At 44.2% G+C, this 25,547-nt stretch carries 24 protein-coding genes; 8 read left to right on the plus strand and 16 right to left on the minus strand.

What is annotated here, in order from left to right; all coding sequences use genetic code 11:
- Positions 1 to 48: 48 nt before the first annotated feature.
- The gene (gene pyrE, locus FKX85_RS10525; protein ID WP_141614688.1) at positions 49 to 696 is read right to left on the minus strand and encodes an orotate phosphoribosyltransferase; all 648 of its coding nucleotides are present in this window, start codon (positions 694 to 696) and stop codon (positions 49 to 51) included.
- 83 nt (positions 697 to 779) lie between these two features.
- On the opposite strand from pyrE, the gene FKX85_RS10530 reads away from it, so the two are divergent.
- Positions 780 to 1,466, plus strand: a complete 687-nt coding sequence (locus tag FKX85_RS10530; protein WP_141614689.1) for an NUDIX hydrolase — start codon at positions 780 to 782, stop codon at positions 1,464 to 1,466.
- Here FKX85_RS10530 and coaD read toward each other — a convergent pair.
- From coaD to FKX85_RS10550, 4 genes are read right to left on the minus strand one after another with little or no spacing between them, the layout of a single operon-like run.
- Positions 1,454 to 1,909, minus strand: coding sequence for a pantetheine-phosphate adenylyltransferase (gene coaD, locus FKX85_RS10535; protein WP_141614690.1), 456 nt, complete (start codon positions 1,907 to 1,909; stop codon positions 1,454 to 1,456). The genes FKX85_RS10530 and coaD overlap by 13 nt on opposite strands.
- 4 nt (positions 1,910 to 1,913) lie before the next feature.
- Entirely contained in the window at positions 1,914 to 2,693 is a 780-nt protein-coding gene (locus tag FKX85_RS10540; protein ID WP_229239825.1) for a DUF3822 family protein, read from the minus strand.
- 56 nt (positions 2,694 to 2,749) lie between these two features.
- Positions 2,750 to 3,337 (minus strand): hypothetical protein, encoded by a 588-nt coding sequence (locus FKX85_RS10545; RefSeq protein ID WP_141614692.1) that lies wholly within the window; start codon positions 3,335 to 3,337, stop codon positions 2,750 to 2,752.
- Positions 3,338 to 3,389: 52 nt separating this feature from the next.
- Complete coding sequence (locus FKX85_RS10550; RefSeq protein WP_141614693.1) at positions 3,390 to 3,893, minus strand: NUDIX domain-containing protein; 504 nt, start codon at positions 3,891 to 3,893, stop codon at positions 3,390 to 3,392.
- A gap of 23 nt (positions 3,894 to 3,916) precedes the next feature.
- Between FKX85_RS10550 and FKX85_RS10555 the strand changes: the two genes are divergently transcribed.
- Both FKX85_RS10555 and FKX85_RS10560 read left to right on the plus strand, forming a co-directional pair.
- Positions 3,917 to 5,344: an ATP-dependent DNA helicase gene (locus FKX85_RS10555; protein ID WP_141614694.1), complete on the plus strand. Its 1,428-nt coding sequence runs from the start codon at positions 3,917 to 3,919 to the stop codon at positions 5,342 to 5,344.
- Positions 5,345 to 5,524: 180 nt separating this feature from the next.
- On the plus strand, positions 5,525 to 5,947 hold the full coding sequence (locus FKX85_RS10560) for a DUF1573 domain-containing protein (protein WP_141614695.1): 423 nt from the start codon (positions 5,525 to 5,527) through the stop codon (positions 5,945 to 5,947).
- Between the two features lie 1,505 nt (positions 5,948 to 7,452).
- Here the strand turns inward: FKX85_RS10560 and FKX85_RS10565 are convergent.
- The gene (locus FKX85_RS10565) at positions 7,453 to 9,342 is read right to left on the minus strand and encodes a DUF294 nucleotidyltransferase-like domain-containing protein (RefSeq protein WP_141614696.1); all 1,890 of its coding nucleotides are present in this window, start codon (positions 9,340 to 9,342) and stop codon (positions 7,453 to 7,455) included.
- 741 nt (positions 9,343 to 10,083) lie between these two features.
- Between FKX85_RS10565 and FKX85_RS10570 the strand changes: the two genes are divergently transcribed.
- Complete coding sequence (locus tag FKX85_RS10570; RefSeq protein WP_141614697.1) at positions 10,084 to 10,746, plus strand: HAD family hydrolase; 663 nt, start codon at positions 10,084 to 10,086, stop codon at positions 10,744 to 10,746.
- Positions 10,747 to 11,119: 373 nt separating this feature from the next.
- Here FKX85_RS10570 and FKX85_RS10575 read toward each other — a convergent pair whose 3' ends face one another.
- The 5 genes from FKX85_RS10575 to FKX85_RS10595 all read right to left on the minus strand — a co-directional run bounded on the left by FKX85_RS10575 (position 11,120) and on the right by FKX85_RS10595 (position 15,994).
- Entirely contained in the window at positions 11,120 to 11,869 is a 750-nt protein-coding gene (locus tag FKX85_RS10575; RefSeq protein ID WP_141614698.1) for an SGNH/GDSL hydrolase family protein, read from the minus strand.
- Between the two features lie 45 nt (positions 11,870 to 11,914).
- Positions 11,915 to 12,982: a S66 peptidase family protein gene (locus tag FKX85_RS10580; RefSeq protein WP_141614699.1), complete on the minus strand. Its 1,068-nt coding sequence runs from the start codon at positions 12,980 to 12,982 to the stop codon at positions 11,915 to 11,917.
- 236 nt (positions 12,983 to 13,218) lie between these two features.
- Positions 13,219 to 14,520: a D-alanyl-D-alanine carboxypeptidase/D-alanyl-D-alanine-endopeptidase gene (locus FKX85_RS10585; RefSeq protein WP_141614700.1), complete on the minus strand. Its 1,302-nt coding sequence runs from the start codon at positions 14,518 to 14,520 to the stop codon at positions 13,219 to 13,221.
- A 51-nt stretch (positions 14,521 to 14,571) separates the two neighbouring features.
- Complete coding sequence (locus FKX85_RS10590; RefSeq protein WP_141614701.1) at positions 14,572 to 14,958, minus strand: DUF423 domain-containing protein; 387 nt, start codon at positions 14,956 to 14,958, stop codon at positions 14,572 to 14,574.
- A 361-nt stretch (positions 14,959 to 15,319) separates the two neighbouring features.
- Positions 15,320 to 15,994, minus strand: coding sequence for a YggS family pyridoxal phosphate-dependent enzyme (locus tag FKX85_RS10595; RefSeq protein WP_141614702.1), 675 nt, complete (start codon positions 15,992 to 15,994; stop codon positions 15,320 to 15,322).
- A 259-nt stretch (positions 15,995 to 16,253) separates the two neighbouring features.
- Here FKX85_RS10595 and FKX85_RS10600 point away from each other — a divergent pair, with 259 nt between their 5' ends.
- Both FKX85_RS10600 and FKX85_RS10605 read left to right on the plus strand, forming a co-directional pair.
- A complete protein-coding gene (locus FKX85_RS10600; RefSeq protein ID WP_141614703.1) occupies positions 16,254 to 17,792 on the plus strand; it encodes a GH3 family domain-containing protein in 1,539 nt (512 codons plus the stop codon).
- Between the two features lie 4 nt (positions 17,793 to 17,796).
- A complete protein-coding gene (locus tag FKX85_RS10605; protein ID WP_141614704.1) occupies positions 17,797 to 18,429 on the plus strand; it encodes a LysE family translocator in 633 nt (210 codons plus the stop codon).
- A gap of 312 nt (positions 18,430 to 18,741) precedes the next feature.
- Here FKX85_RS10605 and FKX85_RS10610 read toward each other — a convergent pair whose 3' ends face one another.
- Genes FKX85_RS10610 through FKX85_RS10620 form a run of 3 tightly spaced genes read right to left on the minus strand, consistent with a single transcriptional unit; the run spans position 18,742 to position 21,569 of the window.
- Positions 18,742 to 19,788, minus strand: a complete 1,047-nt coding sequence (locus FKX85_RS10610) for a vWA domain-containing protein (protein WP_141614705.1) — start codon at positions 19,786 to 19,788, stop codon at positions 18,742 to 18,744.
- Positions 19,775 to 20,698: a hypothetical protein gene (locus FKX85_RS10615; RefSeq protein WP_141614706.1), complete on the minus strand. Its 924-nt coding sequence runs from the start codon at positions 20,696 to 20,698 to the stop codon at positions 19,775 to 19,777. The genes FKX85_RS10610 and FKX85_RS10615 overlap by 14 nt, the downstream gene beginning before the upstream one ends.
- Positions 20,691 to 21,569, minus strand: coding sequence for a DUF58 domain-containing protein (locus FKX85_RS10620; protein ID WP_141614707.1), 879 nt, complete (start codon positions 21,567 to 21,569; stop codon positions 20,691 to 20,693). The genes FKX85_RS10615 and FKX85_RS10620 overlap by 8 nt, the downstream gene beginning before the upstream one ends.
- A 108-nt stretch (positions 21,570 to 21,677) precedes the next feature.
- On the opposite strand from FKX85_RS10620, the gene FKX85_RS10625 reads away from it, so the two are divergent.
- Both FKX85_RS10625 and FKX85_RS10630 read left to right on the plus strand, forming a co-directional pair.
- On the plus strand, positions 21,678 to 22,025 hold the full coding sequence (locus FKX85_RS10625) for a DUF4296 domain-containing protein (RefSeq protein ID WP_141614708.1): 348 nt from the start codon (positions 21,678 to 21,680) through the stop codon (positions 22,023 to 22,025).
- Between the two features lie 143 nt (positions 22,026 to 22,168).
- The gene (locus FKX85_RS10630) at positions 22,169 to 24,559 is read left to right on the plus strand and encodes an endonuclease MutS2 (RefSeq protein ID WP_141614709.1); all 2,391 of its coding nucleotides are present in this window, start codon (positions 22,169 to 22,171) and stop codon (positions 24,557 to 24,559) included.
- A 35-nt stretch (positions 24,560 to 24,594) separates the two neighbouring features.
- On the opposite strand, the gene FKX85_RS10635 is transcribed toward FKX85_RS10630, so the two are convergent.
- Positions 24,595 to 25,029 (minus strand): nuclear transport factor 2 family protein, encoded by a 435-nt coding sequence (locus FKX85_RS10635; protein WP_141614710.1) that lies wholly within the window; start codon positions 25,027 to 25,029, stop codon positions 24,595 to 24,597.
- Between the two features lie 8 nt (positions 25,030 to 25,037).
- On the minus strand, positions 25,038 to 25,514 hold the full coding sequence (locus FKX85_RS10640) for a hypothetical protein (RefSeq protein WP_141614711.1): 477 nt from the start codon (positions 25,512 to 25,514) through the stop codon (positions 25,038 to 25,040).
- Positions 25,515 to 25,547 lie beyond the last annotated feature (33 nt).

The raw sequence follows: 25,547 nt of genomic DNA on the forward strand, positions 1-25,547 counted from the left end.
CCGATGGGCGATTCCGCAATGCTACAATTCCAACAATAAAGCAGTTAATTATTCCGCTCCCCAGGTGTCTGGTGACTTTCTCCATTTTGCCAGGGATTGAAGGTCTTCATCGGAAGCATAGTTGTTTTCAATGGCTTGAGGAAGCATGGCTTCATAATCACTGAGGCAAATTAGCTTCACGTCTGCATTTACGAAATTCTGACGTGCTATTTCAAATCCATAAGTAAAGATGGCTGCCATTCCCAGTACTTCAAAGCCTGAGGCGTTGAGTGCTTCTATTGCCTTGAGTGAGCTACCTCCAGTAGAAACCAAGTCTTCGATAACCACTACTTTTTGGCCTTTGGTTAGCTTCCCTTCGATCATGTTTTCCATGCCGTGGCCTTTGGGCTTAGACCTCACATAGATGAAGGGAAGTCCCATATCTTCGGCAATCAGCGCTCCCTGGGGGATCCCCGCGGTCGCTACACCTGCGATGCCCTCTGCATTGGGAAAATTTTGCTTGATTACTTCCACCAGCTTTTCCTTAATGAAGGTCCTGGTTTCTGGGAAGGACAGGGAGAGGCGGTTGTCGCAATAAATGGGGGATTTCCAGCCCGATGCCCATGTGAATGGCTGTTTTGGCTGGAGACGAATGGCTTTGATGTCAAGTAATTTGCGTGCGACGGTTGCCGCTATTTCTTTGCTGTATAATTCCATGCCCCAAAATTAATTCATAAAAATCTTTTGGCTGTTGTGATGGCTAAAATTTTTGTGCATTTTTGATTTGAAATGACCATCGTATGCGAATATTTATCAACGACAAGCCGCTGGACATCTTATCGCCGGCACAACTCAACAAGAAAAGGACTTTTGAATGCGTCTATGACAATCCTAAGGATTTACCTGCTTATGTTGCTTTCCATGACGATGTGCTGATCACTAAGCCTTCCAAAGACATCATCATCAAGCTGCTTTACTTGCTGCGGACAAGGAAATTGAAAAATCTGGATTCCATAACCATCGTTTCTGACGATGTAGAGATGCTGAAATCATTCATAAAAAGCCGCTTCAATATTATCAAAGCAGCAGGTGGAATCGTTACCAAAAATGAGAAGGTGCTGTTTATCCATCGACTGGGGAAGTGGGATTTGCCAAAAGGTAAATTCGAAAAGGGAGAGACAGCGGAAATTTGTGCTGTCCGAGAAGTGGAAGAAGAATGTGCTGTGTCCGTAAAGCGAGGAAAGCTGATCTGTAAGACCTGGCATACTTATACCCAAAACAGGAAAAGTATTCTGAAAAAAACCTATTGGTATGCGATGGAGTGTAAGGATGATTCCAATATGGCGCCGCAACGTGAAGAGGGGATCGATGACATCAAATGGCTCAGTCACCAAGAAGCCAAGGTAGCTTTGATCAATTCTTACCCCTCAATGCGGTACTTGTATAAACGTTTTTTGAAAATGGTGCCTGAGGTTCAGACTTCGTAAGGAAGAAATTCGCTTACATTTCCGCCGTAGCGATGGACTTCTCTGATGATGGTAGAGCTGACAGCCGCATATTGCGGTGAAGTGATCAGAAACACTGTTTCCAAGTCGGCGTTGAGGTAACGGTTCATTTGGGATATAGTGTTTTCATATTCAAAATCCGTCGTGTTTCGTAGCCCTCTAAGTAAAAAATTGGCGTTATGTTTTTTTGCTAAGCTGGAAGTTAATTCGTTGTAGACTACTACTTTTACCGCTGGAATATCCTTATAGACTTCTTCGATTTTCTGAACCATCTTGTCTATTTCGAAGTAGCGCGACTTTTTGGAAGAATTATAGCCGATGCCCACGACAATTTCGTCAAAAAAATCCAATCCTCTCATGACGATGTCATGGTGGCCATTGGTATATGGATCAAATGAACCTGGGAAAATTGCGGTTTTTTTCATGTCTTCAGCTTGCCCAAAAGGCTTCCAGTTTTTTGGTTTCCCTAAAGCTTTCGGCTCCTGGGAGATAATTTTGGGTGGGTTTTGGAGAGGTAATTTCCATGTTCTTGAAATACTTTCGAAGTACTTGTTCCTGGACGTTGATTTCTTCCAAGTTTCCGCAAAGGGTGATTTTACAGTGCATCCTGTCGAATGCCAATTGGTGAAGAACACTGAAACTGTATTTTAGAAAATCCTGATTGTTCCGCACTTCAAACCGGTTGAAAAATTTCAACTCTTTATTCGTGAAACCTGCAATGTAGACTTCATTATCCTCAATTATCACTGCAAGTTCCTGATTGAGCATTAGAGGTTTCTCTCCAAGCAAATAAGTAATGGCGAGGCTACTGCCATGCTTTAGACTAAGGTTATTGACATACTTGCTAAAGATGGCTAACGTAGCTTTTTCGATGCCTCCTACGATGACGAGCTGATCTTCATTTAGACTTGAGTAAAATGAATCGGTACCGTCAGTTTTGGTACTGAAGTTAAGATAGGTTTCTGCTTCAGAGGCATCAAACAATACGCTGGGAACCAAACAAAAATCAGGTGAATAAACGTAGAGCGTGGCTTCGCAGTGACTGGCCTTTTGTGAAATGAACAAGTCTTTTTGCAAGATCATTTCTAGTTCATTTTTTTCCACAAAGGGGTAGTCATTTACCCCAATGACCAAGCCGTTTTGGTTTTTGGCCAGTACGATCAGCCTTTGCGGATAAAATAAAAGCGATAAACCTGACGTGTTTGACACGTCAAGTTTATCGCAGTGAAATTCTGTATGTGTATTTGTTACCGTTTTTGCCAAGGTTATTCCCAGTTACCTGAGGTAGAAGCGTCTGTTTTCGATCCCACTCTCAGCGCTTTCTCATTGTTGTTTTGTCTTCTTTCTGGATTTACAGGAGCAGGGTCTCTGATCTCGAATACATCGATAAGTGTTTTGCTGGCTCCTCTTTCCACTTTGTCCGCAAAGAACTCAAATGTTTTTCCTCCTGATCCGGGTACTACATTCAGGGTGTTGATGTTAAATTCAGGATACTTTCTTTCATTGAAAAGGGAGTCCATTACATTAACGGAACCTAGCGTATCATAGTGAATAGTCACTTCCTCTTCACCATAATCCAATAATTTGGTTTCTTCAGTCTTCTGGACAATGAAGATATCACCGTCTTCAATGAATTTTCTTAAATCCTGCCAGTTTCCGGCATATTCTCCGTTGGTGGCCAAATAGGCCTGTTGTGCTTGTCGAAGCATTTGGAGTTTTTCGATGACGCGTGCTTCGATGTTAGCAATTCGCTTTTCTTCTTGCATGACATCGTCAACGCCCTTGTAAAGCTTATAGCCTACGGCCAAAGCTGCGATGAGAAAAACAATCGATAAGATTCTAGTCAAATTCATTTTTCAGTGGATTTTACTTCTTATATAAAGGTTGATGGTATCTAATAAGATGCTATTTTATGCATTTATTTTCAAAATTAAAATATCCTTTCCATATTCTTATGTCATTCAGCGATTTTATCTTCCAAAAAAGATGATGTTTTTCATCATTGGGAATTTGGTTTATTTCCTCTAAACTCATGAAGCGCACATCTTCAATTAGTTGTGCGTGATCTGGGAGTTCAGGATCGGTTCCCCTTTTCAATTGACCTGATTCTTTGGAGACTTCAAAAAAAAGCTCCACTGCATGAAGGGGTGGTTTGAGAAATTCGGTAACCGTTAATAAAGGACCTATTTGGATCATGAACCCAGTTTCTTCCAAAAACTCCCTTTTGAGGTTTTCGGGAGCGGTGGATTGGTAGTCCATGCCCCCTCCAGGGACATTCCAAAAGCATTTTCCGTTACCCATATGATGCTTGACCATCAAGATCTTGTCTTCCAGGATGAGAACGCCATTTACCCTCGTGCGTAATCTACCCCCAAATTTCTCATTGATTTCTTTTTCTAAATTCTGCATTTAAGCTGTAGATTCGCTTTTACATGAATAAAGATAATCAAGATATTCCGAAACCAGCGAGCCTGATACGTCAAAATTTCCCACATGAGCCCACAGAGGGCCAAAGGGCTTTCTTTGGCTTGATGGATACCTTCTTGGATAAGGATTTTGATAAGAAGCCTACGTTTATTCTCAGGGGATATGCAGGGACAGGAAAGACTTCCGTGATCGCAGCCGTGGTGAAGTCTTTGGCCCGATTGAATTTCCGCTCATTGCTTTTGGCGCCTACAGGGAGGGCAGCCAAGGTAATGTCTGCTTATTCTGGAAGGATGGGCTTTACCATCCATAAGATCATTTACCGTCCAAAGGAGCAAGAGGGATTTGCCGGAGCTGGTTTTGACCTGCAGAAGAACTACTATAAAAACACGGTATTTATCGTGGACGAGGCTTCTATGTTGGCAGATGATGCCCTTGGGGGAAGCAACTTGCTGCGGGATCTGTTGCAGTACGTTTTTCAGCACTCCACCAATAGGCTGATTTTGATTGGCGATACGGCTCAATTGCCACCAGTGAGCAGCGAAAACAGTCCTGCGCTGGACGGGAATTACCTTATCCAACATTATGGTCTGGATGTCCTGGAAGCCGAGCTTACCGAGGTAATGCGGCAGCAATTGGACTCGGGAATCCTCTACAATGCCACTGAGCTGAGAAAAGAGGTGATCAAGAAGGAACCTGTCATTTCGTTTACAATCAAAGGGTTTCCTGATTTTTATAAAATGACCAGTGAACGGTTGGAGGATGGTCTGCGCTATGCCTATAATAAATATGGAGTGGAAAACACCATCATCATTACACGATCCAATAAAGCAGCCGTACAATATAACCAGTATATCCGTAGGGCGATTCACTTTTACGAAGAGGAAATTTCTACAGGGGATATGCTGATGATCGTGAGGAATAATTATACCTATATGGCCGAATCCGACAAGGTGAGTTTTTTGGCAAATGGTGATTTTGTGGAAGTGGTAAAAATCCGCTCTTTTGAGGAAATGTACGGGCTGAGGTTTGCGACATTGGAGCTGAGACTGATTGACTATCCCGAGGAGTCTTTTTTCGAGGCAAAGGTCATCTTGGACACGCTCTATACTTCATCTACTGCCCTTAGTGCAGAAGCTTCAAGGGAATTGTACCGACAGGTAACAGAAGATTACGCAGGGGTGGAGAACAGAAAAGAACGACGTGAATACATCAAGAAAGATCCTTATCTCAATGCATTACAGGTGAAATTTGCCTATGCGCTAACCTGTCATAAGAGTCAGGGAGGGCAGTGGAATGCCGTCTTCGTAGATCAAGGTTATGTGACAGAAGATCAGTTGGATACTGCTTATATTCGGTGGTTGTACACCGCCTTGACCAGGGCTACAGCAGAGGTGTTTTTAGTGAATTTTCATGCCAATTTCTTTGTGGGATGATTAAAGTGAGTGTTTTAATGGCATATATAAAAAGCCCATTAGCTTGATTATTCTACAAAAAATCGGAACATTTACGAAGCCATACGTTTAAGGGTTTAGGGTGTGGATATTGAAGATAAGTATATTTGGAACGAAAATTGAAGCTAATTTTCTATTAGTAATTAATAAAGACCAACTGAAATGAAAAAGTTAATTCTAATTTTTGCCGTGGCGTTTTCAGCATTTGCTGTGCAGGCACAAAGTGAAACTGAAAAGGCTACCGCCGAGAAAGAAGTAGTAAAGGGGCCAGTGATTACCTTCGAAGAGACCGAAAAGGACTTTGGTGAAATCACGCAAGGAACCAAGGTGGAACACACCTTTAAGTTTACCAACACTGGAACGGAAGTGCTCAAAATATCAAATGTAGCCGCTACGTGCGGATGTACCGTGCCAAATTGGCCAAAAGAACCGGTGGCTCCAGGGAAAACTGGTGAAATCAAGGTGAGCTTTAACTCTGCAGGGAAAATGGGCAAGCAACGTAGCGTCGTGAGAATTTACTCCAATGCTTCTGAGCCTATTGAAAAGGTAGCATTGATCTCCAATGTGACCAAAGACGGAAAATAACCTAGCATCAAGATTTCAGATGCTAAGCGTGAGATATTAGACTAAACCTCCGGGAAAGTAGGCCAAGGGCCATCTTTCCCGGAGGTTTGTTTTTTTAGGTTGCTATGACAGCTTAAGAACAACCGGACTTGCGGTACTTGATCACTTCGGAGATAAGTCCAGTGGTCGCTAAAATGATTACCAAGATATAAACATGATCCAAATAAGGAATAGCATGATCAACTCTCATCAAAAGAAGCATTGAGACGATTATCGCAAGAAATGAAATGATATTTATGATGAGTTTTTTCATGTGGGGCATTAATAAAAATCACTTGGTCCAAAAGATCTCATAAAGCTAATGGATGCTATGCCGTGGCCTGCCATAGCAGTCACAGCCAAAACACCAATACCGCCTGTTAGAACTGCTAGTCCAACCGTAGCAAATGCCCAACCACAATCTTCACTCATTCCTCATCTTACCTTTTCCATACTTTCAAAACTAAGCTCTTTCATAATTTACAAAATTTAACGTAAATACATAGATTTATCAATGGGCTCAATTTATCCCTGATCCACTGCAATTTCCTTGCAGTCAACTGTTTTTTTTGTTTGAATCTGTGTTAATGACCACCATGTGCGACAAAATATAGGTAGCAGGATTGTTTTATAAAATGACTAAAAAGTTGTTGAAAATCCGGATTCGACCAAGCAGCGGGTATCAAATCGTTATTGAGAATGCAGCTATGATGGTATCGAGAAACGGGAACGTCATAACTATGGATCAAGCTGAAAAGTTGGGGGGGATTAGGGTTGGTTTCGATAGCACGCAGATGATGCAGATTAATAAGATTTACGCTGATTTTTTATAATAAACGCGATTTAAAATACCGTCATTGCGAATGCAGAGCAACGGAGTGAAGCAATCTCGTTTTCTTAATACGGGATTGCCACGTTCCCGATAGGTCGGGACAGGCTATACTTCCTCGCAATGACGGATTTATACTGATTTTATAATCTACACATTCCTATTGCTAAATTAAAGAGAAATATGCTTACCAAAACCACATGGAAATCTCTCATCTTCCAGAAATATTGCTTGGTCCTCAAAATGTGCTAAAAAGGAGGCAAGCGAAAAAGTTGAGGGCATGAATCCCTTTATTTCAATAGGATTTCTTTTTTGTTTTTTTGCCACAAAGATTCTAAGACCCAAAGCTGTTTGTTTTCCATGAAATTTGGAATCCGCCTACAAAACACTTCGTGTCTTGGCGGCTTCGTGGCGACATACCAAATGACTATAAATCTTCTCCCGCCCCCAGAAATATTGCTTGATCCATAACTATGACGTCATTGCGACGACCAGAGGAAGGAAGCAATCTCGGCTTCGTGTGAAACATGGGATTGATTCTTTCCCAATAGCTACGGGATAGGCTATACTTCCTCGCAATGCGGTAAATGAAATCGTCATAGCGAGCCATTATATGCAAAAAAACACAGAGCCTTGTTGTTGGGATTTTAAAATTGAGTTAAAAAATCGTATTGGTAAAGGCAATCTTCACTTTCATCTGGAAGTTTTTGATCACTTTGAAGATTTCGATGAGGGTTACCTTTTCGATTTTGGTGAGGCTGTCGATGCTGATGAAGTTTTCGGGTTCCATTTTGTCCAGCATGATCTGTTTGGCTTGCCGGTCCAGTCGCAGTCCCATCAGGTAATAATAGGCTTGTTTAAGTTCCAAGAGTTCTTCTTCTGTGATATGATTGGTCTTAGCAAGGGCATCTAGTCGTTCGCCCGTATTGGTCAGGAAAATCTTGTCTTTGAGCGCAAACACCCGGGTGATGTCCACAATGGGCGTCATGGCCTTTTTGATATCAAAGACCTTTTGCTCACCAACAGTGAATGTCCTGATCCCCTTGAAAAAGGTCAGGGGAGGTTCGTATTGCAGGGCATTGGTGGCCATGTTAAAGAAAAAGCGTTCCAGCGGGACATCCAGCTGCTTGTCCATGTAGCCGTGCAGCTCATCCAAAATGCTGAAGTCCCCATAAATCGGACGGTTGTCGAAGAAAGTGGAATACTTCATGACCGTCTCTTGTGTGGACTCCATCATCCAGGCATCATAGTTGCGCTTCCAGTGGGAGAGTGAATGGGTCCATTTGGGGTTTTTGGCCATGAACCCGCCTTTGCAAAAGCTGAAACCAATGGTATCCAAATGAGAGGAGATTTTGTCGGCAAAGTCCAGGAAATATGCCCGAACCTCTTCACGGTGTTCGTTGGCTTTGTCCTCGTAAATGATCGCGTTGTCCTGATCGGTTTTGAGGGTTTGTTCTTTGCGGCCTTCACTTCCCAATGTGATAAACACAAACTTGGAAGGCGGGGGGCCTACTTCATGGATAACATCATCTATCACACGAAGGGCAATGGTATCGGAGACGGTGGTGATGACCTGATTGACTGTTTCGGACTTGACACCTCGCTGAAGCAATTGCTCCACAATGGCCGGCACCTGGCTCCATTTTTCCCGAAGTTCACCCACAGAAGTGGCCTGTTTTACGGATTGGATAAAAAGAAAGGGCGATTGTGACTGCTCACTGAGGAGTTTGGTCCGGGAAATAAATCCCGTAAACTTCCCTTCATTTTCCACCAAGAGATAGCGGGTTTTGGTTTGGAACATCAGGAGCAGGGATTCATAGATATAAGCATCCGCGTCAATGGACACGATATCCCTTTTGGTGATTTCTGCCACAGGAGTAGTAGTGGGAATATTCTGTGCGATGACCTGGTCCCGCAGGGTGATGTCTGTGACATAGCCGATGATGCTGTCTGCTTCATCAGTGATGAAAATACAGCTGGTTTTTTCCTCGCCCATGATCTTGGCGGCTTCGGCTATGGTGGATTGTGCTTGTGCAGTGACCAATTCGCGCGGATTTAGCGAGCCAACTTTTTGCGTATAGAACGTGTCGGAAGTGATGTTGTTTTGTTGGGGATAATAGGTGGCGCCTTTGATGAAGTGCACGAATTCAGGCTCCAGCATGCGTTCACCAAATTCCCTTACAAAATGATCCCTGAATGTTTGTTGTTCTTGACAAATCAGGTGGAATTCCTCTGGAGTGAGGCGCATCACCTTGGTATTGGGCAGGGTGTCCACCGTCTGTAAGGAGATTCCTTTGTTGTACAGTAGCGAAATTCCCCCAAACCAAGCGCCCGGCCCATACTGTTCTATTCGCCGCTTCTTTTGGTTGCGGTCATAAAAGTATCCTTCAAACCCTCCCTCGACGATAAAATCAAATCCCTCAATGCCAGATTGGTTTTGGAGGTATAGCCGCTGGGATTTGGCGTATTTTACTTCCTTGAATTTTTGGCTGAGTTGATTTTGAGCAGTTTCAGGGAGTGCTGTAAATGGCTTGGTAAAATATACCATGGGTAATTCCTGTTTTAAAGTTGGTTTTCTAAAAATATGAAAAAATAAAAAATTAATTGCGATGACAATACATTCAGTGAAAATATAATTGGTTCGATATGATTTATGGTGGGTGCTGAACTGGCTTGTTGCGTGGTAGAGCTGTGGAATAGAATAATCGTTTTGATTGTCTTACAGGGGGTGCTGATCAGGGAAATCGCTTTTTAAAAAATGTTGTATAAATCACAATTTCTAATTCGTTGTCATCCCGACTTGAGGAGGGATTTCAATTTTAAATAAGAGATTCCTTCCCGATATATTGGGGTCGGAATAGCCTGTCCCGAAATCCTTCGGGACAGGCTGGTGGATATCGGGGACAAAGGCATTGTTAGAATGGCGTAGCTAGTGGAATACGCAGTCGCTCATCTAAAAGCGATTTCCCCGGGACGCTGATTGAGAATGATGAATAAGAAGGAGAACACCATTACCAAAAGCCAGAATCTTTCAATGCTACAACGAGGTAAATCGTTTTTGAACTATCAGTGAAATGATGTCAGCCTGAGCGAACCTGGCGGACAAACAGGTCCGCTTGGTCTGACACCATATTGCTTGAATTGAATAACACCATTGGCTAAAAACGATTTCCCTGATGCGACAACCTTTAAGTCTCTCAATGGTTTAAATTAATTACATTTAAAAGAACCAAATGAATGGACAGACCGTTTTTACTCTTTGTCAACTTATTTTAAACCATTAGTAACAATGAATAACAAAGATTTGACGTTTATTTTTGACCTGAACGGTACCATAATAGATGATATGCATTTTCACACTAAAGCTTGGCACCAGCTGTTCAATGAGGACTTGGGCGCCAATCTCAGCTGGGAAGAAGTGAAAGTAGAGATGTACGGAAAGAATCCGGAAGTTTTGGACAGGGTTTTCGGAAAGGGGCGTTTTACTGAGCAGGAAGCAGATCAATGGTCCATGGAAAAAGAGAAAAGGTACCAGCAGGAATATAAACCCCATTTGTCCTTGATCAAAGGGCTGGGCGGGTTTTTTGAAACAGCAGAAAAAGCTGGAGTGAAAATGGCCCTTGGGACGGCAGCCATTCCCTTCAATGTGGATTTTGCACTGGATAACCTGGATATCAGAAAGTACTTCTCCGCCATCGTCACTGCAGATGATGTGAAGCTGAGCAAGCCCCATCCAGATACTTTTGTGATGGCAGCAGAAGCCCTGGGAAGGGAGCCGGAGGATTGTGTTGTTTTTGAAGATGCACCGAAAGGGGTGGAAGCAGCCCAGAATGCAGGTATGAAAGCTGTGGTACTTACCACTGCGCACCCCAGAGAGGACTTCGATCAATATTCCAATGTGCTGGCCTTCATTGAGGATTATGACGATCCCTTTATAAAGGAGTTGATCTAACGATAAAATTTTGGACACAAATGGCTCCAGAGATAAACACAGGTTAATGGACTTTATTTTACTTTGATCTGTGTTTATCTTTCGATAGAATAATAGAAGTATTTCTGTGAAGATTGTTTGGCTAGATGAATGTACTGAGCCAGGCTTCCAGCCTGTGGTAGCGTAATGTGTTTGGGTATATGCCCCAAGGCCTTGCTTTGGATCAATGCCAGGTAAGGCTTTCAGCCTTCGGTTCTCGTCTCGATAGGGGTAGGATGAAAATTAGTCTTGATGTGGCTGCAAGTCGAATTTCGGGCTTAGAGTAGCAATGCAGGATCCACTTCGAAAGCCAAGATGCTTTAAACAGGGAAACTGAGGTTATCATCTTCCAATTTTACAATCTTTCAATCAAAGTTTCAGCCAGTTGCTGTGACCAAGAGCGGTAGATATTTCCACTGGGATGGAGTCCATCGGAAGTAAGGTTTTCTTCCAAGTGGCCAATTTGGCGGTATTCGGTAGTGATGTCCACGAATGTAACGCCCCTTTCTTCCGTGATTTGTCGTTGAGCTTGGTTATAGGAGTCAATTTCAGCCGCTATTTTTTCCTTGTCCACTTGCTGCTGCTCGGCAAACTGGGTGACGCCCCAGTCAGGGATTGAAATGACCACGACCCGGTTGGTGTTGCCATCGGCAAAATGGATGGCTTGGTCCAATAGCGCTTCGAATTCCAGTTTGTAATTTTCTACAGATCGGCCTCTGTACTGATTATTGACACCGATGAGGAGGCTGACGATCGAGTAAGTGTTGCCTTCAATATGGGCAGAATCAATGCCTTGTTGGAGTTCGTCAGTGGTCCAGCCGGTGGTGGCGATGATCTTAGATAGCGTAATGTTAACCCCCTTGGCGGTGAGTGATTTGGTCAATTGGGCAGGATAGGTTTCGTTATCACTGACACCTTCACCAATGGTGTAAGAGTCTCCAAGTGCCAGGTAGGTCAATGCTTCAGTAGGATTGGTCATGTCCTTGTTTTTGGGTGTTTGTGATGAATAGGGGGTTGGTGAAAGATTGGTGCCATTGGTGGCGCAGGCTGAAAGTCCGATTGACAGCAGGCTGATTAAGGTCGAAAAGAGCGATAGGGTTTTCATGCTTCAACATACGATGTTTATCGGGTTGGGGATTATCCGTGTGGTTTAGTACGAACGGTCATGCTCATCCTGAAAGATCTTTTCTGTCATTTCAAAAATCCCTTGGTCTGCGTCCATTTTTACCCTTGCTCCGATAGGCACGATAAACTGCTTGCTGACATGGCCGATCATAGCTCCACGGTAAGCAGGAATGGCCAACGGCTTGATGTAGTCTTCCAGGATTTGCCAAATGGTCAATGAACCGTATCCTCCGGAAGGTTCGCATTCTGAACATTGGCCAAAGATAAAACCATTGATTTCATCCAGTGCCCCCATGAGCATCAGGGTGCTCATCATGCGGTCCACGCGGTAAGGATCCTCCCCGACATCTTCAAGGAAAAGGATTTTGTCCTTGAATTCGGGCAGGTAAGGGGAGCCGGCGGTTCCTGTCAAGACCGTCAGGTTTCCGCCCACAATGATTCCCTCGGCAGTGCCAGAAGTGATGGTCTGGATTCTGTTTTTCTTCACGATCAGGTCATCGCCTTTTTCCTGCTCATTTTCAAACCTTACCAATTCCTGATCAAAGAACATTTGCTCAAATTGATTGACGTTAAAGCTGTTCCAGCTTCCGGTGCCATTTGGGCCGTGGAAGGTGATCAGGCCGGTCTGTGCATAGATGGCATTGTGAATGGCGGTGATGTCACTGTAGCCAAGGATGGGTTTGGGATTTTTGCGGATGGTTTTATAATCCAAAAGGGGTAAGATCCGCGCCGCTCCAGAACCACCACGAATGCAGATGATGGCTTTGACGTCCTTATTCGCAAACATGGCATTGATGTCTCCTGCTCGGTCTTCATCTTTGCCCGCGAGGTGTCCGTACCGATCTGTGAGGTGCTTTCCTTTTAGGACCCGAAAGCCAAGCGCTTCCAATGTCTCCTGTGCAAATTGGAACAACATCTCGTCATTGGTCGCGGCGGATGGGCTGACCAATCCCACTAAGTCTCCTCGTTTTAGTGGCTTGGGCAATAAGGTATTTGAATCTATAGTGGAGGCGATGACGTCGCTTTTGAGGCCCATCATCGGTGAGAGGCCCGCCGTCAGTCCCAAAACTTTGATAAATGTTCTCTTGTTCATGCAGGTGTTTTTTGATTGAACCCGGATTATTCATTAAGAATCGTTATAGCCTGTCCCGACGGATACCGGGAAGAGCTGAAACTGTAAGAAAATCAGGCTGTTTGGAGATTTAGGCATCCGCCGTGGCGGACGATGAAATCGAAAACAGCAGCATAGCGGCTGATTTTGAGACAGTTTCAGGTCGTAATACCTGTGCGCCGTGGCGTAGATAGGCTAATGCATATTTAGGGTTGAAGTTAAAAATTATCCCGGACAAACAATAACACCTTTTCCATCTCATTGATGACTTGGCGGGCTTTGTAGGGATAATTATTGTTCATAAAGGCAAAGGCGTAGAGCTTGCCTTTTTTGGTTTTGATATAGCCGGCCAGTGAATGATTATTGCTGATCGTGCCTGTTTTGGCAAAGATATAAGGAGTAGGGGCGCGGTAGGCGTTCTTAAGTGTGCCTGTCCTGCCCCCTTGCGGCAAAAGCCTGAATAAGGTGGTGTCTGGCACGATCTGGTAAATCTTTTCAGCAATGGAAACCATGGATCTCGGAGTGAATAAATTGTACCGGGACAGTCCCGATCCGTCCAGCCAAATGGGCTCATCCTGTAGGTCGGAAAGGTAGTTTTTAGTCACAAAGTCAATGGCTTCCTCCGCATTGAGCTTAAGCATCAATTCATCGGCGACCATCAGTAAGAGATGTTCGGCCAGAAAGTTGTCACTTTCGTGAAGCATTTCCTGGTAGAGACAGTTCAAGGGAATGCCTTTTAGGACAAAGTGGTTTTCGGGCAGTTTGTCTTTGGTGGGGATGACCTCTTTATCCAGCTCTTGACTGGCCAGCTGCGCAAAGGTCTCCGTGGAGGTGGCAAAAGGTACCTTGGTGTCCCTTCCGCGGTACACATAAGTGTTGGGATTATAATAAAATCGGTTACTGCGAAAATCACGCTCCACGTCTTTGATAGCTTTGGTAGTGATGGCCAGTGCATTGGCAAAAAGCGGTGGTGCCAAGCTGGGAGATCGCTGAAGGCTCTTTACTGTGGCCAAGTTCCCATAAATGGGAAGAGGGGATCGTTCGGCAGCATAGGAATAATAAAAATCATCCCACTGCCAGCCATACCCATACGGTGTATCTTCCCAGTTGCTGTCAGAAAAATAAATGTCATCATAGTTGGCAAAGAATCCCTTCATATCAATGTCAGGAACGGGCTTGTACTTCCAAGAAGGATCCCCGGTGCCCCAAATGATGACGTCCTTCCCTTTGGGCAGATAGCGAAGGCGCTTGGTACTATCCCCAAGTGTGACCAACGCTGCATAAAAAGTAAACAATTTGGTAGTGGAGGCTGGTGCAAAGTACAGCTCGCTATTTTTTTCATAAACGGTTTGCTGCTCGTCCAGGTCATAGAGCATAAAGCCCGTAAGGTGCTTTGAAAAAAAAGAATTTTCTCCCAGTTGGTTTTCTAGTGCTTTGACGGCTGGTTTGGTTGCTTGCGCCCAAAGTTGAAAAGGCAAGCATAAACAGCAAATAAGGATGAAGTTTCTAGCGTCTTTCATAAAAAAGTGGTTGCCTATGCGGGTAAAACAAGTATAATTATCAACATGCCATCAACTTTTAGCAAGCGGCTTTGCTCCCAAAAATACCATGATCCATCCGGCAATAAAAGCCACTCCTCCGATGGGGGTAATGGCTCCCAACCAGGTCACACCAGTGGTGGACAGTATGTAAAGCGAACCGGAGAAAATAATGATTCCTGCCAAAAACGCATAGATGGCAGTATCCAGGATTTTGGCATGAGGGAGTTTTGCCTGCAATAGCCCTACCATGAAAATGGCCAAGGCGTGGTAAAACTGATACTTTACGGCTGTCTCAAAGGTCGCTGTCCGGCCAAATTGCTCCAAGGTGGCCGCGAGGCCGTGGGCGCCAAAAGCCCCTATGGCCACCGTTAATGCACCTAGGATTGCGGCAAGTTTAATAGTACTGGTATAGTTCATCTTTTCGTTGGTTATTTAAGTGTCCATAATCAGCTGTCTACTGTCTATGGTATGTTTGTTCCATGACATTGGATTTTGATTGCCTACTGTCACGTTCTGAATTTAGTTGACACTTTTTACTTGTTTTTCCTTAACTATTTGCTTTGGGCATTAGCGTAAAGGAACCTAAGACTCTACTTTAGTGTCTAGATCAATAAGCCTATTAATCGACTTTTACCATGGCTATAAAGCTTTTGCTCTGTCAGGCACTCAGAAGCCAGGCAAGCCCTGCGGAGTTTGTCTTTGCTCCAAAAGAACCCTACCTAACCTCTTCACCGTGGCGAAGAGGGACTGCTCAATACTCATGTCTCAAATCTCCCGTCTACATATACTTTCTTTTGCCAAAAATGGCACTACCGATCCGGACCATGGTGCTGCCTTCTTCCTGGGCAATTTGATAGTCACCGCTCATGCCCATGGAAAGCTCCTTGAGGGCCATGCCGTTTGGAAGATCCAAGGTGTTTAAGTGATCCATTAGCTTTTTGAGCCCGGAAAATTCCGCTCTGACCATTTCTTCCTTGTCGGTGTTGGTAGCCATGCCCATCAATCCGATGATACGGACATTTTTCAAAGCAGCAAATTCAGGCAGTTTGATCATCTCTAGGATTTCCTCTTCACTAAAGCCAAATTTGCTTTCCTCCTTCGCAATATGCACCTGCAAAAGGCACGCGATGACACGGTTGGCCTTTTGGGCTTGCTTATTGATTTCTTTAAGGAGCTTAAAAGAATCCACGCCATGGATAAGATGGATAAAGGGAGCGATGTATTTGACCTTGTTGCGCTGTAGGTGACCGATCATGTGCCAGCGGATATCGTTGGGCAGCTGAGGTTGCTTATCGACAAGCTCTTGGGCCTTGTTTTCCCCAAAATGCCTCATCCCTGCATCATAGGCCTCTTGGATATCCTCCACTGGCTTGGTCTTGCTGACCGCAACCAACAAACAATCTTGCCTTTTAAATTGTTTTTTTAACTCGGATAGGTTCTCTTTTATGCGCATTCCGTTATTTTTATGCCTGAAAGCTGGATGGCTACTTGACTGGAGCATTTACCATCTGTATCCAAAGATAGTGGGGAAGATGGCTATTGGCAAATTAATGCATGGTGGAAGTGAGCAGTTTCATTTCAGTGGATGGAACGATGATCACGTGAGATCAGCTGAAATTTGCAAATAAACGGAGGAGTCGATCGTGGTAAGTGTTTGAAATACAGTAAAATCACAACAGGAAATAGAACATCGAGATATTGAAGCGTAAAATATGGCTATACTAGGCACATTGCTAAAAAGGGGGATCAGGCTACGGGAATCCCTTGAGCAGGAATACAGCTCACCCCTGGAGCTGCAAAAGCAGGAATTGAAGAAGCTGCTCATCACGGCCAGCAAAACCCAAATGGCTGAAAAATATGGTTTCAAGACCATACTTTCACAGTTTCCAAACGCAGGGGATGATTTTTATAGGGCATTTTCAGAGAGGGTTCCCATTTATGATTACGACAAGATATATGAAGAATGGTGGTACAAGCTTCAAGATGGAGAAAAAAACGTAACCTGGCCCAAATCCATCAAGTATTTTGCACTGAGTTCAGGGACATCGGGAAGTGCCTCCAAGTACATTCCCATAACCAGGGAGATGGTCAAGGCCATCAGGAGAACAGGCGTGAGGCAAATCCTGACCCTTTCGAAGTACGATTTGCCCTCCAAGTTGTTTAACAAAGGCATCCTGATGCTTGGCGGAAGTACCGATCTGGAATTTAACGGAACCTATTTTGCGGGTGATCTCAGTGGAATTACGGCCGGAAACCTGCCCATTTGGTTTCAGCGTTTTTATAAGCCAGGCCAAGAGATCGCACGCAACAAAAACTGGGGAGAAAAACTGGAGAAGATTGTGGAAAATGCTCCGAAATGGGATATTGGGATCATCGTAGGCGTTCCTGCCTGGCTACAGATTTTGATTGAGAAGATCATTGATAGGTACCAGGTGGATACCATACATGATATTTGGCCAAACCTGACGATTTTTGTTCACGGAGGAGTGTCTTTTGAGCCATATAAAAAAGGTTTCGAAAAACTGTTAGCCAAGCCATTGATTTACCTGGAGACTTACTTAGCAAGTGAGGGATTTTTGGCCTTTCAGGCATTGCCGGATCGTAGCTCCATGCGACTGGTGCTGAACAATGGAATCTTTTATGAGTTTGTTCCTTTTAATGGGCTTTATTTTGATGAAAACAGTGACTTGAGAAACGGAGTAATGCCCCTAAAAATCGATGAGGTAGAAGAAGGGGTGGATTATGCCATTTTGATATCTACTTGTGCCGGTGCTTGGCGGTATATGATAGGTGATGTGATCAGATTTGTCTCGTTAGAAGAAAGTGAAATAGTCATTACAGGGAGGACGAAGCACTTTTTGAGCCTCTGCGGGGAGCATTTGTCCGTGGATAATATGAACAAGGCCGTAAAAATGGCCGAGGACGAGCTGAATATCAATATCCGGGAATTTACCGTGTTGGGAGTGCCGCACGGAACCTTGTTTGCGCATCATTGGTATATTGGCACAGATGATCAGGTGAACCAAGATGAGCTTTGCAGGGTCATTGACCATAATCTGAAAGTACTTAACGATGATTATGTGACTGAGCGAAAGCACGCACTGAAGGAAGTTCGGCTGGATGTCCTTCCCGTTTCGGTATTTTATGACTGGATGCGGGAACAAGGCAAAGAGGGGGGACAACACAAGTTCCCAAGGGTGCTAAAAGGGCCACGAATGGAAGCTTGGCTGGAATTTTTGGAGAAACGGTAGTAAGATGGGATTTTCACTGGTAGAAGGAATCGGGATGGGGCTGGTGTTGAGTTTGATCATCGGTCCTGTTTTTTTTGCACTGATACAGAATAGCATCGAGCATGGTTTTAGGAACTCGATGTTTATGGCCATGGGGATTTTACTGAGCGATACGGTCTATGTGGCGATTTCCTATTTTGGCGTAAGCTATTTGACCAATAATCCAGCATTCAAGGCAGGGCTCGGGTATGTGGGCGGGGCGATCATGATAAGCTTTGGATTGGCCAGTCTTTTTAAAAAGGCGGTCTCCAGGCCAAATTCAGGGGGATTGCCCCATAAGACTCCTCCCAGTCGCAGAAGAGGTTTTTTTAAAGGATTAAGTTTGAACGGAGTGAATCCTTTTGTGCTGCTTTTTTGGATTTCCATCGCCGGGATGGTACACCTGAAAAAGCGTTATGCAGCAGGCGATATTTTTGGGTTTTATTTGGGCATGCTGCTGACGGTGTTTAGCACTGATTTGCTCAAAGTTTATATTGCCAAAAGACTGAGCAAATTCATCACACCCAAGCTAATGATGTATATGAACAAAACGGTAGGTGTGATACTGGTGGTTTTTGGCGTTCGATTGCTTTGGTATGCGCTGAGCAAGACATGGTAAAAGTCTGAAGACATAGGAACCTTTTTAGTGAAAAGTTCGTGACCAGGCATAAATACTGTCGATATGGATTTGTTAAGAAAGAGAAAAGATGGATAGGTATATGGTGTTAGTGGACAGCTCCGTTTGGATCGATTATTTTATAAGAAGGAGGTAATAGGCCATTGGAGAATCTAATCGATGAGGATTTGGTTTGTACTAACAAACTGATATTGACGGAGCTTGGACCCTTTTAAAGCACCAAGGAAGAACTGATATCTGGGATTGTTTACAAGCTCTTCCTATCATTCCATTCTACTATCTTTCAATCTCCCCCTAATCCAATAGGAAATTATTGACAAAGGTACTTTTCAGTCCTAGCCAGATGAAGAAAAAGAATATGCCTAAAAACAAATAAGGCCTGTAATAATCCTGGGTTTCCTTGTAGCGGGATTCGAGGATTTCGGCTTTTTCCAGTTGGTCAATCTGCTCGAATATATTCTCGAGGGCCTTGTCGTCAGAAGCCCTGAAAAACTGGCCTTTCCCGATTCGGGCCAGGTCTCTTAAGGTGGTCTCATTCAGATAAGATTCGACCATTTGTGGCCTTCCGAAGAAATCCGTGCCATAAGGAACCATGCCGTCTTTGCCAACAGCGATGGTGTAGATTTTGATGTCCATCGCTTCAGCCAATTCTGCTGCAAACACTGGATCCACATTTCCGGCATTATTATCCCCATCGCTGAGGAGGACCATTACCTTGGATTTGGAGTCTGATTCCCGCATGCGGTTAGTAGCCGTGGCCACAGCGCTGCCAATTGCCGTGCCTTTGGCATCCATCATATCAAAGGAAATATCATCAATAAGGTCAGTGAGCAATTCATAATCAGTGGTCAGTGGTGCCAGTGAAAATGCCTCTCCGGCAAAGATCACCATGCCTATTCTGTCGCCAAAGCGACCGTTTATAAAGTCGATGGCGGTGGATTTGGCGGCTTCTAGCCTGTTGGGTTCGAAGTCTTGTAGGTCCATGGATTCGGAAATATCCATCACCAGCATGATGTCGATGCCTTCTGTAGATTGCTCTACTTTTTCATTGGAACGCTGGGGACGCGCCAGGGCGATGATCACCATGGCGAGGGCCAGCATAAAGAACAGGGTGGGCACCAACCGTAAATAAGTCCATGGATTGCTGCTGGATACCCTTCCCGGCAGTGAGAGCTCCAGGGAAGGGTTTTTAATGAATTTGGTAAACTTTCTGATCAGCAAAATCAACGGTACAATCCACAACAGGTGCATTACCCATGGGTTTTCCCATTCGTATGAGCGGAAGGTTTCCGGTAAAAACCAACTCCATGAAAACCATTCAATAATACTATTTGCGTTCATGGATTTCTTTTACTTTTTGATTGTACATGTTTACACAGACAGCTTTTAGCTTATCGGCCGTAGCCAGGATGTCCTCAGCCGGTCTGTTGGCATAGATGATGATTTCGATCTTTCTGAAATCCGCTACCAGTTCCGGCTGATCCAAGTGTTCGGCAATTTCTGTAGCTGTCCATTCCTTATAAGGTTTTCCACTGAGCTGTTCCATATAATCCCTCCATAGCCAAAGGGTGTCTTCGGCCGTTTGTAGCGAAGGGGCGGATTGAAGGGACTGGATGGTAGTATCCCATTTTTTGAGGAAGATGCTGTGGCGTTTTTTCAGGCGTCCTGCTGCCCATCGATGCTGGATTTTTTTACCAAACAACAGTAAAACGGCCAAGCCAATCACCAAGACAATTCCCAAGAAAATCAGCAAATAGGGATAGTTGAATTCCTTATCGATCGGCATGTACTTATCGTTGTCCTTAAAGGTCAATTCCTCCGGTAGCGGATCAATTGTAAGCTGGAGAATCAGTTCATCTTGGGAGGCATAATGAACAATGCTGTCATATTTGAGGATTTCAAAGACCGGGAGGGCATAGGTTTTTACAGAATCCAGCGAGAAATTGGAAAGGAAGTAAATGGCACTGTCCTGGGTGATACTGTCAGGAGTGTAGGAGGTAAAGGTCTGTTTTCCCAGAAAGGAAAAGTCCCTGTACTGAAAAGCGGAGTCAGGAAATACGATGTTCATTTCGGAAGGATACTCGGCCTTTAGCACATAGCCGATACGCTCGCCCAATTTGGCGGAATCCTGCATAAAATACCCTTCCACTTTGAGACCTTGGGGCTGACCTTGCGCCCGTCCCTGGACTGGGAGGGAAAGGCTGAGGACTGCAAACAAATAACTTAAGATAAATACGTTGATTTTACCCACGTTTCATGGATTTATTTCTATACCTAAACAATTCTATTAGAGGAAGGACGATGTCCTCACGGGTGTCTATTGGAAGATAATTGATTTGGTTTTTCTTGCATAGTTCTTTTAATGTGTTTCTTTCTTCAGAGAATGTTTCGGCAATTTTACGTGAAAAGCTGCCAAATGCAGTGTTTACCCAGGTGGTCTTGCCCTCTTCCTTGTCAAACACCGGGATGATGCCCAGGGCAGGCAATGCCGACTCACGGGGATCGGTCACCTGAATGGCCACAACATCGTGCTTTTCGCCCATGGCTTTTAGTGACCGCTGGTAATTTTCATCGATAAAATCCGAGATGATGATGATAATGCTCCGCTTTTTGATAAGGTTGAGTGCAAAGGAAAACATTTCATTGAGATCTGTTTTCAGTGATTTGTTTTCATGGTTAAAGATTCCTCTGATCACTTTTACCCCTTGCCGGGGGCCTTTGCCGGGAAGGATTATCTTTTCTTTTTGGTCAGAAAAGGAAATGAGCCCTACTTGACTGCCCTCGTGAATGGCAGCTAGGGTAAGTACTCCGGCGATTTCTTTTCCCAAATCGATTTTCTTTCGACGCTCATCACCAATGTCCTGGGATCCGGAAATATCCAGAAGGAAATAAACTGACTGGTCCTTATCTTCTCGGAAAGTTTTTACGAAAGCCCCATGGCCTTTGGCGGATACTTTCCACTCGATCGTGCGGACATCATCACCATACTGATATGGCCTCAGGTCATCAAATTCCAGGCCAGCACCTTTAAAGATGGATTGATAATCCCCTTGAAGGTGGTTGTTGGCCACTTTCCGGATCATTATTTCGTATTTCCTGAGTTTTTTCAGTAGTTGATTCATGGGCGGTTTTATTCCGAAGGCCTAAATTTAATGGACTCCTTTGAATAATAAAACGAGTAATGGCTAACATATTACCTAAATTTCAACGGAAATGGCTAATTTTGAATTGTGAAAAAGGCAATATTCTTCTTCGTTTTCGTGGTTGGGGTCATTTCATGTGATGATGACAAGGCTCCCAAATACCTGCTGTCTGAGGATGAGATGGTGGGAATAATGGTCGATATCCACATGGCTGAAGGCATGGCCAGTTCATTGCCTGTTTCCTATGACTCCTCCAAAAAATTGTACCCGCTTTTTGAAAGCCGTGTTTTCGAAAAACATCAAGTGGTCGACACAACTTACACAAAGAGCCTGGAGTATTATCTGAGGGATACCGAAAAGATGAAGGAACTGTACAGCCGCGTGATTGATTCATTGAATGTGAAGGAGAAAATCGGACAGGAAGATGACAAATGAGGTGAATGGTGCCAGTGTTCAGTTGCCGGTAATCGGGGTTCAGTGACCAGTATTCTCTAAGGAGTAATGGGTGGATATGCCCCACTGTTGTCTTTTACGGCCAAATTAACGAATAACTATTAGCGAATAACCAATTCTAACGTATGCAATATCCGGATAATCTTGAAGCCAAGATTAATTTCGATAAAATAAAAGAGTGGATAAGGGAAGAGTGTAGCAGTGCGCTGGGGATAGCCATGGTGGAGAAAGTGGGCTTTTCCAGTGATATTGTTCTGCTAAACAAGCTGTTGGACCAAACGGAAGAATTTCGCCAGATATTGATCTCTGGGGAGCTTTTCCCTTCATCCAATTATTTGAATATATATCCCTATCTGGAAAAGGCAAAAATCGAGGGTACGTTTTTGTATGAGGATGATTTTCACGAGATCAAGCTTTCCCTGATTACCCTCAAAGAGTGCGTCGATTTTTTTAGCAAAAATGAAGAAGAGTACCCCCAATTGTTTCAGTTGATCGGAATGGTGGCGCTCGATAACACCCTGCTTCGGGCAATCGAGCGAGTGCTGAACGATAAGGGCAAAATAAAGGATAATGCCACTAAGGAACTCGGCCTGATCCGTGGACAGATCATTTATGAAGAAAATCGCTTAAGAAAAGTCTTGGATAGGATTTTTAGGGAAGCTAAAGCAAAAGGATTGACACCTGATGATGCTTCCATTACCATTCGTGGAGGACGTATGGTGATGCCTGTTTTGGCTGAGAACAAACGGAAAATCAAAGGCTTTGTCCATGATGAATCGGCTACTGGCCAGACGGTTTTTCTGGAGCCCGCAGAGGTGTTGGACATAAATAATGAGCTTAAAGAACTGGAGTACATGGAGCGCCGTGAGGTGCAGAAGATCCTGATGCAGCTCACGGATACCTTGAGACCATTTATCCCTGAACTAAGGAGTGCTTATAAATTTTTGGGCATGGTGGATTTTATCCGGGCCAAAGCACGATTGGCACTCAAGATGGATGCCAGCAAACCGACTCTTCAGAAAGAGAAAATCATCGAATGGTACAATGCCCGTCATCCGGTTCTGGAACATGCGTTGAAGCAGCAGAGCAGGCCAATTGTTCCCCTGAATATTCACTTGGATCATAACAGTCGCTTGCTGGTGATTTCAGGGCCCAATGCGGGAGGTAAATCCGTTACCTTAAAAACGGTGTCATTGGTGCAGTACATGCTCCAGTGTGGTCTGTTGGTGCCGATGGATCCGCATTCAAAGTGTACCGTTTTCCATCATTTATTTATAGATATTGGGGATGAGCAGAATATTGAAAATGACCTGAGTACGTACAGCTCCCACTTGATGAGCATGAAGTATTTTACGCAGTTTGCTGATAAGAAAACCATTTTTTTTATTGATGAATTTGGTACAGGTACAGAGCCGCAGTTTGGCGGAGCGATAGCGGAATCCATTTTATTGGCCCTGAATAAATCGGGTGCTTACGGGATCGTGACGACGCACTATGGTAACCTGAAACAAATCGCAGCGAAAAACCAAGGGATGACCAATGGTGCCATGCGCTTTGATATCGATAAATTAGAACCGCTCTACCAGTTGGATATTGGGAAGCCGGGGAGTTCTTTTGCACTGGAAATAGCCACTAAGATTGGGATTCAGAAAGATATCATCAGCTATGCCAAGGCACAGATCGGTGATGAACGGGTTCGATATGATAAATTGCTCAACAAGCTTGAATCTGAGAAAAATAAATACGAGCAATTGGTACTGGAATCACAGCGTAAGGAAAGGCTCCTGACGCAGCGGCTCAAGGAATACAATGAGCTAAAGGAAACCGTCGATAACAATAAAAAGCAGCTGATCCAGCAAGCAAAGCTAGAGGCAAAAGCGATCCTGGACGGTGCCAATCAAAAGATAGAGGAAACCATTCGCTCCATCAAGGAAAACAAAGCTGAAAAAGAGGCTACTAAAAAGCTGCGTAAAGACCTAGAACAGCATAAGGCGACCATCAAGCCAGATAAGTCCATCAAGGCAAAAGCGACGGAGGAAATAAAAGTGGTGGGCGGAGCCATAGAGGTAGGAGATTATGTGCGGTTAAAGGATAACGGGGCCATAGCTGAAGTCTTGGCTATCCGAAATAAGGATGTGGAAATCAGCATTGGTGATCTGAAATCCAATGTCAAGCTCAGCAGACTGGAAAAAGTATCCAGGACGGCCATGAAGAAGGAGAAGAAGACGATCGCAGCAAGGTCTACTTTTGATACTACTTCTAAGATGCGTGACTTTTCCCCAAATTTGGACCTAAGGGGCAAAAGGGGAGAGGAAGTTTTGCCAATTGTTCAGAATTTTGTGGATGAAGGCCATATGCTTGGCGTAAAAGATTTACGGATTGTTCACGGCAAAGGCGATGGAATCCTGAGGGAGATTACCCGAAACTTACTTCGATCCATGCCTGCTGTGGGCAAATATGAAGACGAACATGCTGATCGAGGTGGCGCAGGGGTTACATTGGTTACCTTGAAATAATGGGGAGATGGTTTTCCGGTTTTTAATCAGGGCTTCTACTGCGGGACTTTATAGGCCTGTCTGGCCAGTAGTTTCCATGATTCACCAGTGTCACGCCAGATCATAAGTACACCAATTTTGACATTTCCCGGCACCCCATTGTCGTTGGTTTCGGCGACCAATATATGTCTGGCGATGCCAATATCATCGACGACATCATAAGATTGCTCATTTAGATTAATGGTTACAAAGTCTGATTTCCCGGTCATCAATGAGGAAATGAAGGTGTTTTGGTCCTCTTGACGACCACTGGAATGCCCGTATGATAGTTTTTTATGCGTGATTTTCTTTAGCTGGGCCTCATCCGGATGGATCATCAGCTGGGTAAATTCTTGCACTGCATTTACCAGTTTGATGCTATTTTGAGACTGGGCAAAGCAGCCAAGTGTGGAGCCCCAAAAGGCGACGACCAGTATTAACCATTTTTTCATAGGGGCTGCTATTTTTTTTCAAGCATAAATACGTAATCACCGGCCAAAGCGTTTACCCTGCCGTTTGCCGGGGCAGGAACATTAAATTCCAGCCGAAGCGTATTGCCCTGTCCGGAAAAAGCAATTTCCTGTCCTGCTGCCGGTTGGTTGCCGCTAAGGGAGAGCTTGTCAAAATTGGTACCTTCAAAGAACCAGCTGCCACTCTCGTCAAACAGTAAATTGCTGTTTGAAGAAGTGTAGGCTTTATTGCCTGCTGTAGCAGAAAATACAATTTCGAAATCGGCAAAGTCAGCCGTTTCATCTGAGCCTTTATGTGTGACAAATCCATCTTCGCCAATTACCCAGGCCTGCGCTCCTTCTCCGGTCAACTTTTCTGAAGCTACTTGCTCCTTGGACTTGGAAGGCGTGGGCTTGTCATCCCCGCCGCAAGAGAAAAATGCCATAAAAGTAATAAGGGCAAAAGAAGAATAAAATCGTCGTGTCATAAGTGCAATTTTTTTTCGAATAGTATGAATATG

The organism is Echinicola soli, assembly GCF_006575665.1.
Taxonomy (GTDB): domain Bacteria; phylum Bacteroidota; class Bacteroidia; order Cytophagales; family Cyclobacteriaceae; genus Echinicola; species Echinicola soli.

Coding starts and splice junctions, on each gene's coding strand:
- FKX85_RS10620 (WP_141614707.1), bottom strand. CDS start 21,569: ATGAATCAACTACTGAAAAAACTCAGGAAATACGAAATAATGATCCGG.
- FKX85_RS10610 (WP_141614705.1), bottom strand. CDS start 19,788: ATGAACGCAAATAGTATTATTGAATGGTTTTCATGGAGTTGGTTTTTA.
- FKX85_RS10555 (WP_141614694.1), top strand. CDS start 3,917: ATGAATAAAGATAATCAAGATATTCCGAAACCAGCGAGCCTGATACGT.
- FKX85_RS10530 (WP_141614689.1), top strand. CDS start 780: ATGCGAATATTTATCAACGACAAGCCGCTGGACATCTTATCGCCGGCA.
- FKX85_RS10545 (WP_141614692.1), bottom strand. CDS start 3,337: ATGAATTTGACTAGAATCTTATCGATTGTTTTTCTCATCGCAGCTTTG.
- FKX85_RS10565 (WP_141614696.1), bottom strand. CDS start 9,342: ATGGTATATTTTACCAAGCCATTTACAGCACTCCCTGAAACTGCTCAA.
- FKX85_RS10635 (WP_141614710.1), bottom strand. CDS start 25,029: ATGAAAAAATGGTTAATACTGGTCGTCGCCTTTTGGGGCTCCACACTT.
- coaD (WP_141614690.1), bottom strand. CDS start 1,909: ATGAAAAAAACCGCAATTTTCCCAGGTTCATTTGATCCATATACCAAT.
- FKX85_RS10580 (WP_141614699.1), bottom strand. CDS start 12,982: ATGAACAAGAGAACATTTATCAAAGTTTTGGGACTGACGGCGGGCCTC.
- FKX85_RS10630 (WP_141614709.1), top strand. CDS start 22,169: ATGCAATATCCGGATAATCTTGAAGCCAAGATTAATTTCGATAAAATA.
- FKX85_RS10590 (WP_141614701.1), bottom strand. CDS start 14,958: ATGAACTATACCAGTACTATTAAACTTGCCGCAATCCTAGGTGCATTA.
- FKX85_RS10560 (WP_141614695.1), top strand. CDS start 5,525: ATGAAAAAGTTAATTCTAATTTTTGCCGTGGCGTTTTCAGCATTTGCT.
- FKX85_RS10585 (WP_141614700.1), bottom strand. CDS start 14,520: ATGAAAGACGCTAGAAACTTCATCCTTATTTGCTGTTTATGCTTGCCT.
- FKX85_RS10595 (WP_141614702.1), bottom strand. CDS start 15,994: ATGCGCATAAAAGAGAACCTATCCGAGTTAAAAAAACAATTTAAAAGG.
- FKX85_RS10640 (WP_141614711.1), bottom strand. CDS start 25,514: ATGACACGACGATTTTATTCTTCTTTTGCCCTTATTACTTTTATGGCA.
- FKX85_RS10570 (WP_141614697.1), top strand. CDS start 10,084: ATGAATAACAAAGATTTGACGTTTATTTTTGACCTGAACGGTACCATA.
- FKX85_RS10550 (WP_141614693.1), bottom strand. CDS start 3,893: ATGCAGAATTTAGAAAAAGAAATCAATGAGAAATTTGGGGGTAGATTA.
- FKX85_RS10605 (WP_141614704.1), top strand. CDS start 17,797: ATGGGATTTTCACTGGTAGAAGGAATCGGGATGGGGCTGGTGTTGAGT.
- FKX85_RS10575 (WP_141614698.1), bottom strand. CDS start 11,869: ATGAAAACCCTATCGCTCTTTTCGACCTTAATCAGCCTGCTGTCAATC.
- pyrE (WP_141614688.1), bottom strand. CDS start 696: ATGGAATTATACAGCAAAGAAATAGCGGCAACCGTCGCACGCAAATTA.
- FKX85_RS10600 (WP_141614703.1), top strand. CDS start 16,254: ATGGCTATACTAGGCACATTGCTAAAAAGGGGGATCAGGCTACGGGAA.